Source organism: Ruegeria sp. YKSE079 (assembly GCF_059612845.1).
The window spans coordinates 127,152-141,943 of sequence record NZ_JBXWRJ010000005.1; the positions used below are offsets into that span (position 1 = coordinate 127,152).

The 14,792-nt window shown below is 57.3% G+C and carries 16 protein-coding genes; 8 read left to right on the forward strand and 8 right to left on the reverse strand.

Annotation, left to right across the window (positions count from 1 at the left end; translation table 11 throughout):
* Positions 1-83: 83 nt before the first annotated feature.
* From AC2FMY_RS06435 to dusB, 3 genes are read right to left on the reverse strand one after another with little or no spacing between them, the layout of a single operon-like run.
* Entirely contained in the window at positions 84-1,451 is a 1,368-nt protein-coding gene (locus AC2FMY_RS06435) for a response regulator (RefSeq protein WP_496746430.1), read from the reverse strand.
* Positions 1,451-2,533, reverse strand: coding sequence for a two-component system sensor histidine kinase NtrB (locus AC2FMY_RS06440; RefSeq protein ID WP_480750913.1), 1,083 nt, complete (start codon positions 2,531-2,533; stop codon positions 1,451-1,453). Before AC2FMY_RS06440 ends, AC2FMY_RS06435 begins: the two co-directional genes overlap by 1 nt.
* The gene (dusB, locus tag AC2FMY_RS06445; RefSeq protein WP_480750912.1) at positions 2,530-3,513 is read right to left on the reverse strand and encodes a tRNA dihydrouridine synthase DusB; all 984 of its coding nucleotides are present in this window, start codon (positions 3,511-3,513) and stop codon (positions 2,530-2,532) included. Before dusB ends, AC2FMY_RS06440 begins: the two co-directional genes overlap by 4 nt.
* A gap of 183 nt (positions 3,514-3,696) precedes the next feature.
* On the opposite strand from dusB, the gene AC2FMY_RS06450 reads away from it, so the two are divergent.
* The 4 genes from AC2FMY_RS06450 (at position 3,697) to AC2FMY_RS06465 (ending at position 7,153) form a co-directional block, all read left to right on the forward strand.
* Entirely contained in the window at positions 3,697-4,830 is a 1,134-nt protein-coding gene (locus tag AC2FMY_RS06450) for a bifunctional 2-C-methyl-D-erythritol 4-phosphate cytidylyltransferase/2-C-methyl-D-erythritol 2,4-cyclodiphosphate synthase (protein ID WP_496743916.1), read from the forward strand.
* Positions 4,827-5,324, forward strand: coding sequence for a phosphatidylglycerophosphatase A family protein (locus AC2FMY_RS06455; RefSeq protein WP_496743915.1), 498 nt, complete (start codon positions 4,827-4,829; stop codon positions 5,322-5,324). Before AC2FMY_RS06450 ends, AC2FMY_RS06455 begins: the two co-directional genes overlap by 4 nt.
* On the forward strand, positions 5,321-5,803 hold the full coding sequence (locus AC2FMY_RS06460) for a CinA family protein (protein ID WP_496743913.1): 483 nt from the start codon (positions 5,321-5,323) through the stop codon (positions 5,801-5,803). Before AC2FMY_RS06455 ends, AC2FMY_RS06460 begins: the two co-directional genes overlap by 4 nt.
* 168 nt (positions 5,804-5,971) lie before the next feature.
* Complete coding sequence (locus tag AC2FMY_RS06465; protein ID WP_496743911.1) at positions 5,972-7,153, forward strand: ammonium transporter; 1,182 nt, start codon at positions 5,972-5,974, stop codon at positions 7,151-7,153.
* A 75-nt stretch (positions 7,154-7,228) separates the two neighbouring features.
* On the opposite strand, the gene AC2FMY_RS06470 is transcribed toward AC2FMY_RS06465, so the two are convergent.
* Both AC2FMY_RS06470 and AC2FMY_RS06475 read right to left on the reverse strand, forming a co-directional pair.
* A complete protein-coding gene (locus tag AC2FMY_RS06470) occupies positions 7,229-8,527 on the reverse strand; it encodes an MmgE/PrpD family protein (protein WP_496743909.1) in 1,299 nt (432 codons plus the stop codon).
* A 38-nt stretch (positions 8,528-8,565) separates the two neighbouring features.
* Positions 8,566-9,012 (reverse strand): type II toxin-antitoxin system RatA family toxin, encoded by a 447-nt coding sequence (locus AC2FMY_RS06475; protein ID WP_480750906.1) that lies wholly within the window; start codon positions 9,010-9,012, stop codon positions 8,566-8,568.
* Between the two features lie 72 nt (positions 9,013-9,084).
* On the opposite strand from AC2FMY_RS06475, the gene hpt reads away from it, so the two are divergent.
* Entirely contained in the window at positions 9,085-9,633 is a 549-nt protein-coding gene (gene hpt / locus AC2FMY_RS06480; protein WP_496743907.1) for a hypoxanthine phosphoribosyltransferase, read from the forward strand.
* A gap of 26 nt (positions 9,634-9,659) precedes the next feature.
* Positions 9,660-9,833, forward strand: a complete 174-nt coding sequence (locus AC2FMY_RS06485; RefSeq protein WP_496807149.1) for a hypothetical protein — start codon at positions 9,660-9,662, stop codon at positions 9,831-9,833.
* A 6-nt stretch (positions 9,834-9,839) separates the two neighbouring features.
* Here AC2FMY_RS06485 and AC2FMY_RS06490 read toward each other — a convergent pair whose 3' ends face one another.
* A complete protein-coding gene (locus AC2FMY_RS06490; protein WP_496743906.1) occupies positions 9,840-10,982 on the reverse strand; it encodes an amidohydrolase in 1,143 nt (380 codons plus the stop codon).
* On the reverse strand, positions 10,979-11,929 hold the full coding sequence (gene lipA / locus AC2FMY_RS06495; protein ID WP_496743904.1) for a lipoyl synthase: 951 nt from the start codon (positions 11,927-11,929) through the stop codon (positions 10,979-10,981). Before lipA ends, AC2FMY_RS06490 begins: the two co-directional genes overlap by 4 nt.
* A 193-nt stretch (positions 11,930-12,122) precedes the next feature.
* Here lipA and AC2FMY_RS06500 point away from each other — a divergent pair, with 193 nt between their 5' ends.
* Together AC2FMY_RS06500 and AC2FMY_RS06505 are read left to right on the forward strand one after the other, a co-directional pair.
* Positions 12,123-13,040: a hypothetical protein gene (locus AC2FMY_RS06500; RefSeq protein ID WP_496743902.1), complete on the forward strand. Its 918-nt coding sequence runs from the start codon at positions 12,123-12,125 to the stop codon at positions 13,038-13,040.
* Between the two features lie 160 nt (positions 13,041-13,200).
* A complete protein-coding gene (locus AC2FMY_RS06505) occupies positions 13,201-13,749 on the forward strand; it encodes a peroxiredoxin (protein ID WP_480750901.1) in 549 nt (182 codons plus the stop codon).
* Positions 13,750-13,797: 48 nt separating this feature from the next.
* Here the strand turns inward: AC2FMY_RS06505 and AC2FMY_RS06510 are convergent, their stop codons facing one another.
* Positions 13,798-14,724 carry a LysR substrate-binding domain-containing protein gene (locus AC2FMY_RS06510; protein WP_496743900.1) on the reverse strand — a complete coding sequence of 309 codons (927 nt, stop codon included), beginning with the start codon at positions 14,722-14,724 and terminating at the stop codon, positions 13,798-13,800.
* Positions 14,725-14,792 lie beyond the last annotated feature (68 nt).

The window sequence follows — 14,792 nt, forward strand, 5'->3', positions numbered from 1 at the left end:
GATGTGCCGCAAAAGCGGCTTACCGCAATATTTCGTGGTCTTTGCCGGGTGGACACCCAGCTGCCACGGTTTGTGTGGCGATATTACATCAGTTTGCGGCGTCGTGTCACCTCTATATCGAGTTCTGTAATCTTTTTTCGAAGTGTATTCCGGTTAATCCCCAGAAGGTCTGCACATTTTGCTTGATTGCCTCCAGTCGCATCCAACGCAATTTCAATCAACGGCGCCTCGATCTCTCGCAGAATCCTTTGGTACAACCCAGGCGCAGGCAGCATATTTCCATGCAGATCGAAATATCGGCGCAGGTGGCGTGCTACCGAAGCTGACAATTTCTCCTTATCGCCGCCACCCAGTACTGGCTCAATCTCTGGCTGACTGCCCAGTACCGCTTCGACTTCCGAACGAGCGATCTCGTTCCCTCGGCTTGTCAGGCCCAGCCTCCGAACCGCGTTTTCCAGTTGCCTCACATTTCCGGGCCACGAATACCGTCGCACGAGATCGAGTGCCTCTTTTCCAAGCCACCGTTTCGAAGAGGTGTCATTTGCCTCGCGAGCCAAAAAATGTTCAACCAATAGGGGAATGTCGTCAACCCTTTCGCGCAAAGCCGGCACATGGAGTGTCGCCCCGCATAAGCGGTAATAAAGATCCTGGCGCATGCGTCCACCTTCCATCGCTTCCGCCAGATCGCTTTGGCTGGTGGCAATGAACCTAGGAATGTGATCGCCTGGAGAATCGATCATCCGAACTATCCGCGCCTGAATATCTTCCTCGATATCCGCCACCTCATCGATCAACAATGTACCGCCGCGAACCCGGGCCAGAACACGCGCCGGGCCGTCCAGTTCCCGCAGATCTGCGCCGGTAACAGTGATAAACGGCAAGGTTCGACGGTCCGAAAAGTCATGAAGGGCCCTGGCGATTAGCGATTTACCGGTGCCGCTTTCGCCCGAAATCATCACCGGCAAATCCGTGTTCATTACCCGCGCCACCAACCGGTACAAGGCTTGCATGACCGGTGTACGTCCCACCAAGGGCAGTTCTTCGGGGCGTTCACTGCGAGCATCTCGCAGTTCTGGAGGCGAACGTCGCTTTTGCTCCAAGGCGCGAGCCGTCCGCTTCATCAGATCTGGCAAATCGAACGGTTTCGGCAAATAGTCATAGGCTTCTGCCTCGGCCGCCTGAATGGCCGTCATGATCGTGTTTTGCGCGGAAATCACGATTACCGGCAGGCCAGGCCGGTCCTGGGCGATCTTCGGCAGCATCTCCAACCCGTTGCCGTCCGGCATGACCACGTCGGAAATGATGACATCTCCCTTGCCCTCGCCGACCCATCGCATCAACGTGGTCAGCGAACTGGTTGCGTGAACTTTGCACCCCGCCCGCGTCAGGGCCTGCGTAAGAACCGTTCGGATCGTACGGTCGTCGTCGGCGACCAGAACTGTGCCATCCATCAAATGTTCTCCTCTGGGTTCGCATCGCGCGGAGCGCGGCGAAGTGACAAGCGGAATACGGTTCGCCCTGGAACCGAATCCACCGATATCCATCCATCATGGTCGGAAATAATTTTGCTGACCAAAGCCAGCCCAAGGCCCGTTCCATTCTCGCGCCCGGACACGAACGGATCAAAGATGTCGGCCTTGATGTCTTCCGGCAACCCCGGCCCATCATCGACTATCTCGATCTGCAATGGAAGTGAATGCCCGGACCCGTCGCTTCGTCGCAAGCGGAAGGAATGTTCAAAATAGGTACGCAGTCGTATTGTGCCGCCTTCGCTTCCCGCCGCTTCGGCGGCGTTTTTCAGCAGGTTCAAAACGACCTGCAGCAACTGGTCCGGATCGCCATAAGCCATTGGCAAAGACGGGTCGTAGTTCTCGACAATCGCCATGTTCGCCCCGAAACCCAGCAATGCCGACCGGCGTGCCCGATCCAATACATCGTGAATATTGACGGGTTTGAGACCCGGGGGCGAGAGGTTGCCGAACTGCTCAACCTGCTCCAGCAGTTTCACGATCCGCCGACTTTCCGCGACGATCAGATCCGTCAATTCAAGGTCCTGAGGGTCCACATTCATCCCAAGCAGTTGAGCGGCACCGGTAATACCCGCCAGGGGGTTTTTGATTTCATGAGCCAACATTTCGGCCATTCCGATTGCAGACTGCGCGGCGGACTTGACCGAGTGATTCAGAGTCATCCGCCCCGAAAGCTCTCGCGGCGAGATGGTCATGATCATCGACCCCGGTTGGCCAACAAGCGGAGCAATCTGAAGAGCACATTGCAGCGGGCTACGGTTGCCGGAACCTACATCGACATCATTGACAAAAAGAGGGGTGCCGTTTTTGCGCGCTTTCACAAACGCGGGCTCCAACGGAGCATTCACCGCGATCTGATCCCAGACGGGTTCACCGATGACAGATTTTCGTGAGGCGTTAAGAAAACCTTCACCGGCAGAGTTGATGTCAGCGATCCGATCCGCCGGGTCGATGATGAAAGCGGGTACTGGAAGTGACGTCCAGATATCCTGATCTAATGTCATGCGGCCGCCTCCTTTCTTGCCAACAACGCATCCGGAAGAATTCGCTTAACCTCTTGTGGGTCGCGACAAGTCAGTACCGCACGGCGCAGCGTCGCACCTGTTCCCGCCTCGTCCATGTACCACCCCAGGTGCTTGCGCGCGACGCGCAAGCCAAGATCGGTCCCATAAAACGCCAACATTGCTTCATAGTGAGCAGAGATCACATCAATCAGATCGTTGCCCATCGGAATTTCCGGCGCTTCCGCCCCATAAAGTTCATGACAAATCTGAGCGAGAATCCACGGCTTACCCTGCGCACCGCGCCCAACCATCACGCCATCCGCACCGGATCGGGCCAAAGCATGGCGCGCCGAGGTGGGATCAGTAATATCACCGTTGGCGATCACCGGCACTGAAACGGCCTCTTTGACCTCGCGGATTGCAACCCAGTTTGCACGCCCCTTGTAGAACTGGCACCGGGTGCGTCCGTGTATCGTTACCATTGATACTCCGGCGTCGGCTGCCCGCTTGGCCACGTCAGGGGCATTGAGCAATTTGTCGTCCCAACCAAGCCGGGTTTTCAGTGTCACCGGAATGTCGACTGCCTCGACCACCGCCTCGATTAGCTTCAACGCATGATCCGGAGTTTTCAGAAGCGCAGAGCCGGAATATCCGTTGGTCACCTTCTTGGCCGGGCATCCCATATTGATGTCAATGACCCGCGCGCCCCGATCCGCGACCTGCTTTGCGGCCTCGGCCATCCAGTGCGCCTCTCGCCCGGCCAGTTGAACCGCCGTGTTTTCGACATCCGCCGATAGTTCCGCCCGCTCTCGCACACCTGGTTTGGCTTGCACCATTTCCTGGCTGGCGACCATTTCGCTGACTACCATGCCAGCACCGAAATTCATCACAAGGTCACGAAAGGGCCGGTCTGTGATTCCGGCCATGGGTGCCAGTACAACCGGCGGATTCAGTTTTTTTTCACCCAGACGCAGGTCCAAAACGCTTAATCCTTGTGCAGTTGAGTTTTGAATACCGAAATTTCAGCATTTGAACAACGAAACGCCACGGCACAAGGTTAATAATTCGAAGTTTGCATAATTTTTCACCACCTGGAGTCCGGTGATTGCCTCTGCTTTCACCTCATCCTAAACAGAGGCTGTATCGACGGAGAACTTCCCTGAATGAAAACCGCCGCCATCATCGTCGCCGCCGGGCGTGGTCAACGGGCAGGTAGCGGAACTCCCAAGCAGTGGCGCCAATTGGCGGGACGTCGGGTTATCGACTGGACCCTTGATGCATTTCACGCAGCAGGGTTGGACCAAATCGTACTGGTCCTGTCAGAAGAAGACAGCACCGCTTGGCAAGAGTTTTCGGTATCCGGCCTCTTGCTGGCAAAGGGCGGTACGGATCGGGCTGGCTCGGTTCAAAGCGGACTTCGTGAATTGGAGGGATTGGGCATCACTCACGTCCTCATCCATGATGTCGCGCGCCCGTGCGTATCACAAAGGATCATTCAGGATGTTCTTGACGCTTTGAACAGCAGTTGCGCCGCAGCGCCCGGGATTCCAGTAACCGACGCACTTTGGACCGGTGACGGGAACCACGTCACCGGTACACAAGACCGGTCAGGGCTTTTTGCGGCCCAGACACCGCAAGGATTTCACTATGCCACTATCCGGGCGGCCCATGACGCGCATCCGGGTGGTGCCGCAGATGATGTTGAGGTGGCGCGCGCGGCTGGAATCAACGTGTCAATCGTGCCGGGTGACCCGGACAATCTGAAAATTACCCGCCCCGAAGACTTTGCGCGGGCAGAACGAATTTTGGGAGCAGCCATGGATATCAGACTTGGCAATGGTTATGACGTGCACCGCTTCGGCGACGGAGATCATGTAGTCTTATGTGGTGTCAAAGTTCCACACGACCGTGGACTGCAAGGCCATTCGGATGCCGACGTCGGGATGCACGCCGTGACCGACGCCATTTACGGTGCGTTGGCGCAAGGCGATATCGGGCAACACTTCCCCCCATCGGATCCGCAATGGAAGGGAGCGTCTAGCGAGATATTTCTGCGCCACGCTATCCAACTTGCGGCGAGTATGGGCTTCAAGGTGTCGAACATCGATTGCACCTTGGTTTGCGAATACCCCAAGATCGGGCCGCATTCTGCAGGTATGCGCGAACAGATGGCGCAGATCATGGATCTCAGACCAGATCAGGTGTCGGTCAAGGCGACAACCTCAGAACGGTTGGGGTTCACCGGGCGCGGTGAAGGAATCGCTTCGATCGCAACGGCTTGCCTGGTGCGCGCATGACACTGGCACAACTGATAGGAACAGTCTGCGGCGTCGGTTATTTGCGCCCTGCCCCCGGCACCTGGGGATCTTTGGCGGCCTTACCTCTGGCCTTGGGCCTGCACACGGTCGGCGGCTTCCCTCTGCTGGCGTTGGCGACGGTATCCGTTTTCTTAGGCGGTCTTTGGGCCACCCGGAAAATGACGGCGGGCCAAGACGATCATGACCCGTCCGAGATTGTCATTGATGAGGTTGCCGGACAGTTCATCGCCCTTTGGGCCATTTCCTATCCGGCCTGGGCGCATGGATTCGAGATTACCGCGCTTTGGCCAGGCTGGATTTCCGGTTTCCTGCTGTTTCGACTGTTTGACATCACCAAGCCGGGTCCTGTCGGCTGGGCCGACCGGCGCGGCGATGCTATGGGTGTTATGCTGGATGATATCATCGCTGGAGCGTTTGCGGCGGTCGGTGTTGCCATACTTGCGGTTATCTCACATGGGGTTTTGGGGTTGTGAACGTCTCTGACCTTCTTGATCGCGCCAAGGCATTGAACGTGATGATCGCCACCGCAGAAAGCTGCACCGGAGGTCTGGTCATAGCCGCATTGACAGAAATTCCGGGCAGTTCAGCCGTGGTTGAACGCGGGTTTGTGACGTACACGAACGAGGCCAAACGGGAGATGCTGGGCGTCTCTGCCGCCACGCTGGAAACAGTGGGGGCCGTTTCGGAAGAGGTGGCGCAGCAAATGGCCGAAGGCGCCTTACGGAACTCACGGGCGCAGCTTGCCGTATCAGTTACCGGAATTGCAGGGCCGGGCGGATCAGAGTTCAAACCCGAAGGCCGAGTCTGCTTTGGTTTGTCTGGGAATGGGATAGAGACCACCTCGGAAACTGTGGAGTTCGGAGCGCTTGGTCGGGAGAATGTACGTACTGCCGCCCAGGAGCACGCGCTGAGCCTGTTGGCACAAGGGCTTCTTCGGATCGCTCAAAAATAAGGCACATTGCGCCAAAACGCGCATAAAACGACAACAGTTGACCAAAAGACGCATAAAGAGGCGGGCGTTTTGCAGGCTGCCTCTTTTTTCCTCTCGGCCATTTGGGTTCAAGGCTCTCCACACTCATTCAACGAGGCGTTGCCCCGTTTGTCGAAAGGAGAACGGCCCATGAATGGAGCCGATACAGCCTGGATCATCGTCGCAACTGCGCTGGTCCTTTTCATGACCCTGCCAGGTCTTGCCCTGTTCTATGGCGGTCTCGTTCGGGCACGCAACGTGCTGAGCGTGTTCATGCACTGTTTCGCAATCGCTTGCCTCATGAGCGTTCTTTGGATGATAGCTGGATATTCCATCGCCTTCGGCAACGGTACATCAGGAATCTGGGGAGGGCTCGACAAGGCATTTCTCGTCGGCATTACTCCAGACAATCTGTCGGGCACATTGCCCGAGATCCTGTTCTTCGCCTTCCAGATGACCTTTGCCATCATCACCCCGGCGTTGATCATCGGTGCATATGTGGAACGCGTGGGATTTTGCTTTGTCCTGACCTTTTCGGGCCTCTGGATGCTGCTTTGTTACGCACCGGTGGTTCATTGGATCTGGGGCGGTGGTATCCTGACCGATGGAGGGATCTTAGGCGAAATCGGTGTACGCGATTTTGCGGGCGGCATAGTCGTGCATGAAACAGCCGGCCTTGCAGCCCTGATCATTGCAGTTTTCCTTGGGCCACGTCGCAACCGCACGGTTCCACCGCACAATCCGGGTTTTGTCATGATCGGCGCAGCGATGCTCTGGGTTGGCTGGTTCGGCTTCAACGGCGGCTCGCAGCTGGCTGCGGATGGTGGCGCGGCGATGGCATTGACTGTCACACATATCTCTGCTGCGACCGCTTCGCTGACATGGGCGCTTTGGGAGCGGATCAAATACGGCAAGGCGTCCCTGGTCGGCCTTGTTACAGGTACCATCGCGGGCCTCGCGTCGATAACGCCCGCGTCGGGTTACGTCGATCCGGTCCAGGCCCTGATTATCGGCGCCATTGCCGGGATTCTGTGCCAGGAAGCGGTCAACGTCGTCCGCAACCTGCTCAAGATCGATGACACGCTTGACGTGTTCGCCGTGCACGGAGTCGGTGGCATTTTCGGCACCATCATGATTGCCGCTTATGGGCTGGGAAGCTGGACAGCCCAACTGGGCGGGCTGGTGATCGTTGGTGCCTTTACGGCAGTTTTCACAATTGTGTTGGTCAAGGTGGTTGCACTCGTCACGCCGCTTCGCGTAGATGCCGAGACCGAAACAAACGGGCTCGACCTCTCTGTCCACGGCGAGCGGGCCTATGACATGAGTAGCTAAGCCCACCTTGGCATGCTCTGCCGCCCGCAAGGGCAAAAGCGGGCCTCTTGGGGGTCCGCTTTTTCTTTAACTTGGTCATGCGCCGCCCAACCGGTCAGCAAGGTCCGACGCCCGCCCACCCGTTCGGAGCAGAGACCAGACCTCGTCCGCCTGTTGTTGTCCAATCAGTTTCGCGGCCTTCTCCCTTACACGGGATTCCCGATCTGACAACGAGATAGGAGCCGCCAAGTCATGTTCGGCCTCCCGCTTGACGCCATCCCGGCGCAGAAGAGTTAAGCGCGATTGGGTCTCGGACAAGGTTTCATCCTGCTCGACCGTTATACTTTCGCGCAGCGAAATCAGGCGTGGATCGGAACAGACCTTGTCGGAATAGCTGTCAAGTCTTGCGGTGTCATAACCCAGTGCCTGCATTGCCATCACCGTGCGGTAAGAAAACTTCGCCCCAAGCCCCCCTGTCGGAGCCGACTGATTGCAAACGCTCATCCATCTGGGGTGGGTTTTAATGGTGATCTCCGCCACTTCGGGTTCGGCGATATCCAGCTTCAGCCCGGCTTCCAAAGCAGCATGCAGACCGTGACAGCAGGCATGGAACTTGTGACTGACGTTTTCGAACAGCCAGTTCTCCCCCAGGCCGTCCAGCGCTGCGTTGGTATTTCCGGCCCCATGATGGGTTGCACCAAAACCGAACGGGCCTTCCAGTGCCATTTCGCTGGGTTCAAATCCACGCTGCACCAACAGAACCGCCTCAATACCATTCGATGCAGCAATTCCCGCGTTATAGGGTTTGCCCATGGTTCCGAATTGCGCCTTAAGCCCCGCCGCACGAGTCGCGGTGAGACCCAGAACTCGCTCGATTTGTTGCTCGTTCAATCCCGCCATACGGCTGGCCGCCGCCGCTGCGCCAAAGGCACCGGCTGTGGCAGTTTGGTGAAACCCGGCCTGATAATGCCCACGCCCCAGCCAAAGCCCTACGCGAATTGAAAGCTCCATCCCGACAAGAGCGGCTTCAAGCATCTCCACGAGCATGCGGTCGCTCCATTCCGCCATTGCCAGCGCGGCAGGAAAAACGGCGACAGACGGATGACCGATATGGGCAAAATGCGTGTCGTCATAGTCAAGCGCGTGGGAAATGGTGCCATTGACCAAGGCGGCTCCGCGCATCGGGGCGGTTCCTTGCCCGAACAATCGGGCTTGCGATGCGCCACTCTCCTCCAGAACCATATCCCGAACGATCCGGGCAACAGGTTCGTTCGCCCCCGCCCGTCCGACCGCCAACCAATCCAGCGCCGAAAGCGAAGCTACGATGCGGGCCTGTGCGCTCGTCGAGACAGGCCCCGCGACAAAAGCGGCCAACTGAGATGTGAAATCCGTCATGAGGCGCAGTCTAGCGCTGGTTCAGCGCGGGTAAAGCCTCAGCCGTACAAGTCGACCGCGCGTTTTTCAAATGCCCTGACGATCCGGTGCATTGCCTCGTTGAACACAACACCGATTATGCCTTGAAGGACTGTATTCCTGAACTCGAAGTCAACGTGGAACGACACGTTGCACCCACCATCTGGCGCGTCCTCGAATGCCCAGTCGGATTTCAGATACCGAAACGGACCGTCGAGGTATTCGGTGTCGATTTTCTTTTGGTCGGGAAACAGGGTCACCCGGCTGCCGAAGCGTTCGCGAAACACTTTGAACGAAATGACCAGATCCGCTTCCATCACCTGAGCCTCTCCAAGCGAATAGGTTCGCCTTATCCGGGCGGCTGCGCACCAGGGCAGGAATTGGGGGTACTTGGCCACGTCGGCGACCAGATCGTACATCTGCTGGGCGGTGTAAGGCAGGTGACGGGTTTCCGAGTGTACAGGCATCAGTTCCGGTTTTACTTGGTGACAATGGCGCGTCATGTCGTATGTTGCGGCCGAAAGATCAAGGGGGGTGACATGAGCCAGCGCGCCTATGTGATAGATGAGATGATCTCGGCCAAGGCCATTGCCGCAAGAATCGAAGAGTTGTGCCGGGAAATTTCCACCGAATTCAACGACACCGACAAGCTGGTCGTTGTCGGTTTGTTGCGCGGCAGCTTTGTATTCATCGCTGATCTGGTTCGGGAACTGGAGCTTCCGATCGAAGTGGATTTCCTTGAAGCGTCCTCATATGGCGATTCAATGGAAAGCAGTAGAGAAGTTCGAATTCTCAAAGACTTACGCGCCGCAATTGAAGGACGTGATGTGCTGGTGGTCGAAGATATTGTCGACACCGGCCATACCTTGAACCATGTCACGAACCTGCTGATCAGCCGCAATCCAAAACGTCTGAAATCCATCGCGCTGCTCGATAAACCGAGCCGCCGCGAGGTGGATTTCCGATCCGATTGGGTCGGGTTCGAAATCCCTGATGAATTCGTCGTGGGTTATGGCATCGACTATGCGCAACGCAATCGAAACCTTCCTTATATCGGCAAGGTCCGTTTCATTCAGGAAGCCGTCTGAACCACGTTTCAAATTTCGATAAGTCAATGAAAATTCTTCATTTATTGCGCATGGCGAAATGGGCTCGGCGCCCGCCATCGGAGAAGCGGGTGAAGCTGGTTTTTGGCGTGATCCTGTTGTGTCTTGTCGTCGTGGGTATCGAATACCTTGGCTGGTGGCCCGACTGGGCCCAGACCAAACCGCTCAAACTGCGGCCTTGACGGGTTTTACCCCAGCAATTCACGTGTTGCGGCGAGGAAAATACCGGTTCCCACCGGAATGAGTTGGTCGGGAAAATCATAGTCGGGATTGTGCAACTGCGGGTGATCCCGCCCGGCCCCCAACCAGAACATTGCCGACCGCGCGCCCTTGCCGAACTGGCCGAAATCTTCGGAGAACCGCTGCGGCACGCTTGTCAGGTTCAAAGAAACCTTTTTCGAACGGCATGCTTTTTCCAGAATTTTCACGGCTTCCCAATGGTTTACACAAGCGTCGAACACATCGTCATAGGTGATTTCCACGCCCAGTCCCGCCGCCTTTGCCTCGCTGTAAACAAGGGCCTCTGCGTCGGCAACCAAGCGTTCCATACGGGCGTCGGATACGGTGCGGAGCGTGACCCAGACCTCTCCCCGTCCGGGTGCAACACCAAATGTCGGTTGCCCGAGTTCCGCATGCGTCAGTGTCGTCAGGGCGTAGTCATCGTTCAGTTCGCCACCCTGTCCCAGGCCGGAAAGCGCAGGCATCAGTTGTACCATTGCGTCAGCGGGAGATATTCCATCCTGCGGCGCGGCCGCGTGAGAGGTCTTTCCGGTCAGAACGACGCGCATTCCACGCGAGGCACAGTTCGTTGCTCTTGTACAAAGTTCGACGGCCCCAAGCTCCAAACTGGGCAAATTGTGCAGGGAAAAAACATAGTCTGGTTCAAATTGTACAAACCTGGGATCACCGCGAAACGCAATTGCGCCCTTCCCGGTTTCCTCGGCCGGCTGAAAAATCAGCACTACGCGACCGCGTTTAGGGCGTTCTGCGGCGAGAGATTCGGCCACGCCCAGTACCATGGTCATGTGGCCGTCATGGCCGCACAAGTGTCCTTTGCCGGGGTACCTGGACGAGTAGGCCGCGCCGGTAAGTTCCTCGATCGGGAGCGCGTCCAACTCGCAGCGTATCCCAACGGTTGGCCCCGCCGTGCCGCTGTCGAACAGCGCGGCAATACCGTGCCCCCCGATTCCGGTGACGATCTGATCCGGGGCATGGCGCTGCAGCAGCTCGGCAATGCGCACAGCCGTTTGCACCTCAGCGCCCGATACCTCGGGGTGCTGGTGCAGTTCATGCCGGATAGCTGTCAGCCGTTCCAGCGTTTCGGGCGTCATGCCTGACCGAGCTTCTTCATCCGGGCCTCGCGCAGGCGGGCGAAATCATTGCCGGCGTGGTACGAAGACCGGGTAAGCGGTGTCGCGGACACCATCAGGAACCCCTTGCCATAGGCCGCTTTCTCGTAGGCGGCGAATTCCTCGGGCGTGACGAAACGGTCAACGCCATGATGCTTTGGCGTGGGTTGCAGATATTGCCCGATGGTCAGGAAATCGATGTCGGCCGCGCGCATGTCGTCCATGACCTGACGCACCTGTTGTTCGGTCTCGCCCAACCCGACCATGATGCCGGATTTGGTGAACATTGCCGGGTCCAGTTCCTTGACCTTCTGCAACAGGCGCAGCGAATGGAAATACCGCGCGCCGGGGCGAACCTCGGGGTACAGGCCGGGGACGGTTTCGAGATTGTGGTTGAAAACATCCGGTTTCGCCTCGACCACGACTTCGAGCACGGAAGGGTCGCATTTCAGGAAGTCCGGTGTCAGGATTTCAATCGTAGTGCTGGGCGAACGATGACGGACGGCGCGGATCGTCTGAGCAAAATGTTCGGCCCCGCCATCCACCAGATCGTCACGATCCACCGAGGTGATGACCACGTGGTTCAGGCCCAGCTTTTCGACGGCATGTGCGACGCGGCCCGGCTCAAACGCATCCAGTTCGTCAGGACGACCCGTGGCGATGTTGCAGAACGTGCACCCCCGCGTACAGATTTCGCCCATGATCATCATGGTTGCGTGCCCCTGAGACCAGCATTCCCCGACATTGGGGCAACCGGCCTCTTCGCACACGGTCACGAGATTGTTGTCGCGCATGATTCTGTGCGTATCGGCATATCCCTTTCCGCCCGGCGCCTTGACGCGAATCCAGCTGGGTTTCTTGGGTTGCGCATTGTCCTTGCGATGCGCTTTTTCGGGGTGGCGTTGCTCGGGAATTTTCAGATCGCGCACGGGCGGTTACCTAATGATTGAGACCAGTTGTTCGCCCCCTATCATATTTGTTCGCCCAGTGTAACGCCAGCGACGCATGGCCGCTATGCGCGACACCGTTTCGCGCGTCTGGTGTATTGATCAGCACGCTTGCCAAGTTGCGGGCCCGGTCTGATACTGGGTGGCAATGTTGTTTTTTTAGCGGAGGTCGGCAATGCCAAGCGAAGCGGAGAAGTTGGTTAAAGAATTCAAAGGCTTGGAAAAGGAACTCAAAGGGATTTCCGCCGCCCATGGAAAAAAGCTGAAAAAAGACGTCACTGACTGGTTGAACCAGGTCTGGAAAAAGGAAGATCTGGTTTCCGAAGCCATCGAAGAGGCCCGCAAGGGCGGGCACGACGGAAAGAAAGCGGACGATTTCAAGGATGACAATACCTACAAGAAGGCTCTGGAGGATTGGACCAAGGCCGTCAAGAAACATCATGAAAACATTGACGAATTGACCGATTTCTCCAAACGTGCGGATACGCTGCATTCCAAGCTGAAAAAGCAGTGCGACAAAGTCGAAAAGGAAGTCAAGAACGGCAAGGCCGGGGGCGATGCCGCCAAGATCGAAGCCACCATCAAGGACGTCAAAGCCGCCCTTCCCGAACTGCAAAAAGCCGGCAAGCAGGCCAGCGGTCTGCCTGTTCACGTGATCTTTTATGCGCGCAAGATCAAAGCTTCCGCCGAAAAAATCGTTGCGGACGCGGTCAAGAAGACTTCGCCGCCCGAGTTTCCCAAGTCGATGCAGGCGGACCAGCGTAAAAAGACGGAACGCAAGATATCGGCGGCGGAACGGAAGATTACGCATTATTGCAAGACGACCAAGGCGAACCTCGACAAGGACCTCAAGAAAGCGGAAAAGTCGCTGTCCATGGCCAAGTCCGAGCTTGCCTCGCTGGAAAAGCTGAACGATGAAATTGCCGCCGCAGCGAAGAAGATGCGCAAGGAAATCAAGGACATCAAGGATCCAAAGGAAAAGCAGGCATTGAACAACCTCATCAAGGTCGTTTCGGACATCTACAAGAAGTGCGAGAAAACCTTTGACGATGTCGATGAACAGGTCGAAGAGGCGCAAGCGCAACAGGTTTGAGCCCGCCTGCCCTGAGTTCGACGCCGCAAAATTCGCCTCATGCGCACCGTTTCCTGCTCGTCTTTGTATCGACGCAATTTGACGCGGTTTTAGCCGTTGAAGCGGCTTAAGAATCGACATAGGTCCGCTCCGAAATCGTGAACCCGCAAGGAGCAAGACCATGAAAGCAGGCGCAAAACTGCCCGACGTGACTTTCCACACCCGCGTACGGGATGAAGCCGCAGGCGGCCCGAACCCGTATCGTTGGGAAGACAAGACCACCGCAGATTATTTCGCGGGAAAGCGGGTCGTCCTGTTCTCGCTGCCGGGCGCGTTCACCCCAACCTGCTCGACCTATCAGCTGCCGGGATTCGAAAAGGGTTTTGACGAGTTCAAGGCCAACGGCATCGACGAGATCTATTGCATGTCCGTCAACGACAGCTTTGTCATGAACAAGTGGGCGCTGGACCAGAAGCTGGAAAACGTCAAGGTGATCCCGGACGGTTCGGGCGAGTTCACCCGCAAAATGGGCATGCTGGTCGACAAGGACAATCTGGGTTTTGGCATGCGCTCCTGGCGGTATGCAGCCATCGTCAAGGACGGTGTCGTCGAAGCGTGGTTCGAAGAACCGGGCCTGATGGATAACTGCCCCGACGATCCTTATGGCGTTTCGTCGCCGGAAACGGTTCTCAAGCATCTGACGGAAGCCAAGGCCGAGGTCATGGCCTGAGTTCTGGACCATGAACCGAAAACCCGCGGATACCCGCGGGTTTTCCTGTTAGACGGTACGGGTTGCCTGAACGATCTGTCGCCCAACGTCGCGGATCACCTGTGCCAGATCCTCAAACCATTCGGTATCCCGGGTCGCTTCCCTTCGGATCAGGCCGACGGTCCGGAACGGTTCGGGCTGGTTGAACCGTAACAGTTTCAGTTCGGGAACCGCCGAGCATTCGGATCGCAACGACAGTTCCGGCATCAAGGTCAGACCGAACCCTTCGGCAACCAGCCGCGTCAAGGTTCCAAGCGACGAGGCCCCCATGTTGATGCCGCTGCTTTGCCGGTTCTGCCCGCAAACCTCCAGCGCCTGATCGGTCAGGCAATGGCCATCCTCCAACAGCATCAGATGCGCCTTTTGCAGGTCGATCGGACGCAGCGTGTCTGGGCCTGAGGTCAGGGAAACAAGCCGCGAGGCGGAACCCGCCAAAAGAAACCGGTCCTCGAACAGGGCCGTTTCGACAAAGCCGTTGTCACCGGTTGGCAGCGCGAGAACCGCAGCGTCGATTTCACCCGACCGCAAAGCGGACAAAAGTTGTTCGGTTCGCGCCTCGCGGATCTTCACACGCAAAGACAAATCCCGTGCCCGCAGGGACGCCAGAACACCCGGCAGCAGATATGGGGCCATGGTGGGTATCAGACCCAGAGACAACGATCTGTAGCCCCGGGTCTGATCCCGCGCCAGCCGGTCAAGCCTGTCGGCGGTGACCAACACATCATTTGCATGAGCCAGAACATCGCGCCCCAAGGGCGTCAGGACAACGTCACGCGCTTGCCGTTCGACCAGCGCGCCGCCCATCAGATCTTCAAGGGCCTTGATCTGAACAGACAAAGCGGGTTGCGAGACATGGCAAACCGACGCGGCGCGGCCGAAGTTTCGTTGTTCGGCCAACGCCTTGAAATACCTGAGCTGTCTGAGCGTGAATGACATAAGGGATGATTATCAAACCCCACCATGTCCACAAGGCAAAATTATTCCTTTGCCCAGCACCGGTTTGG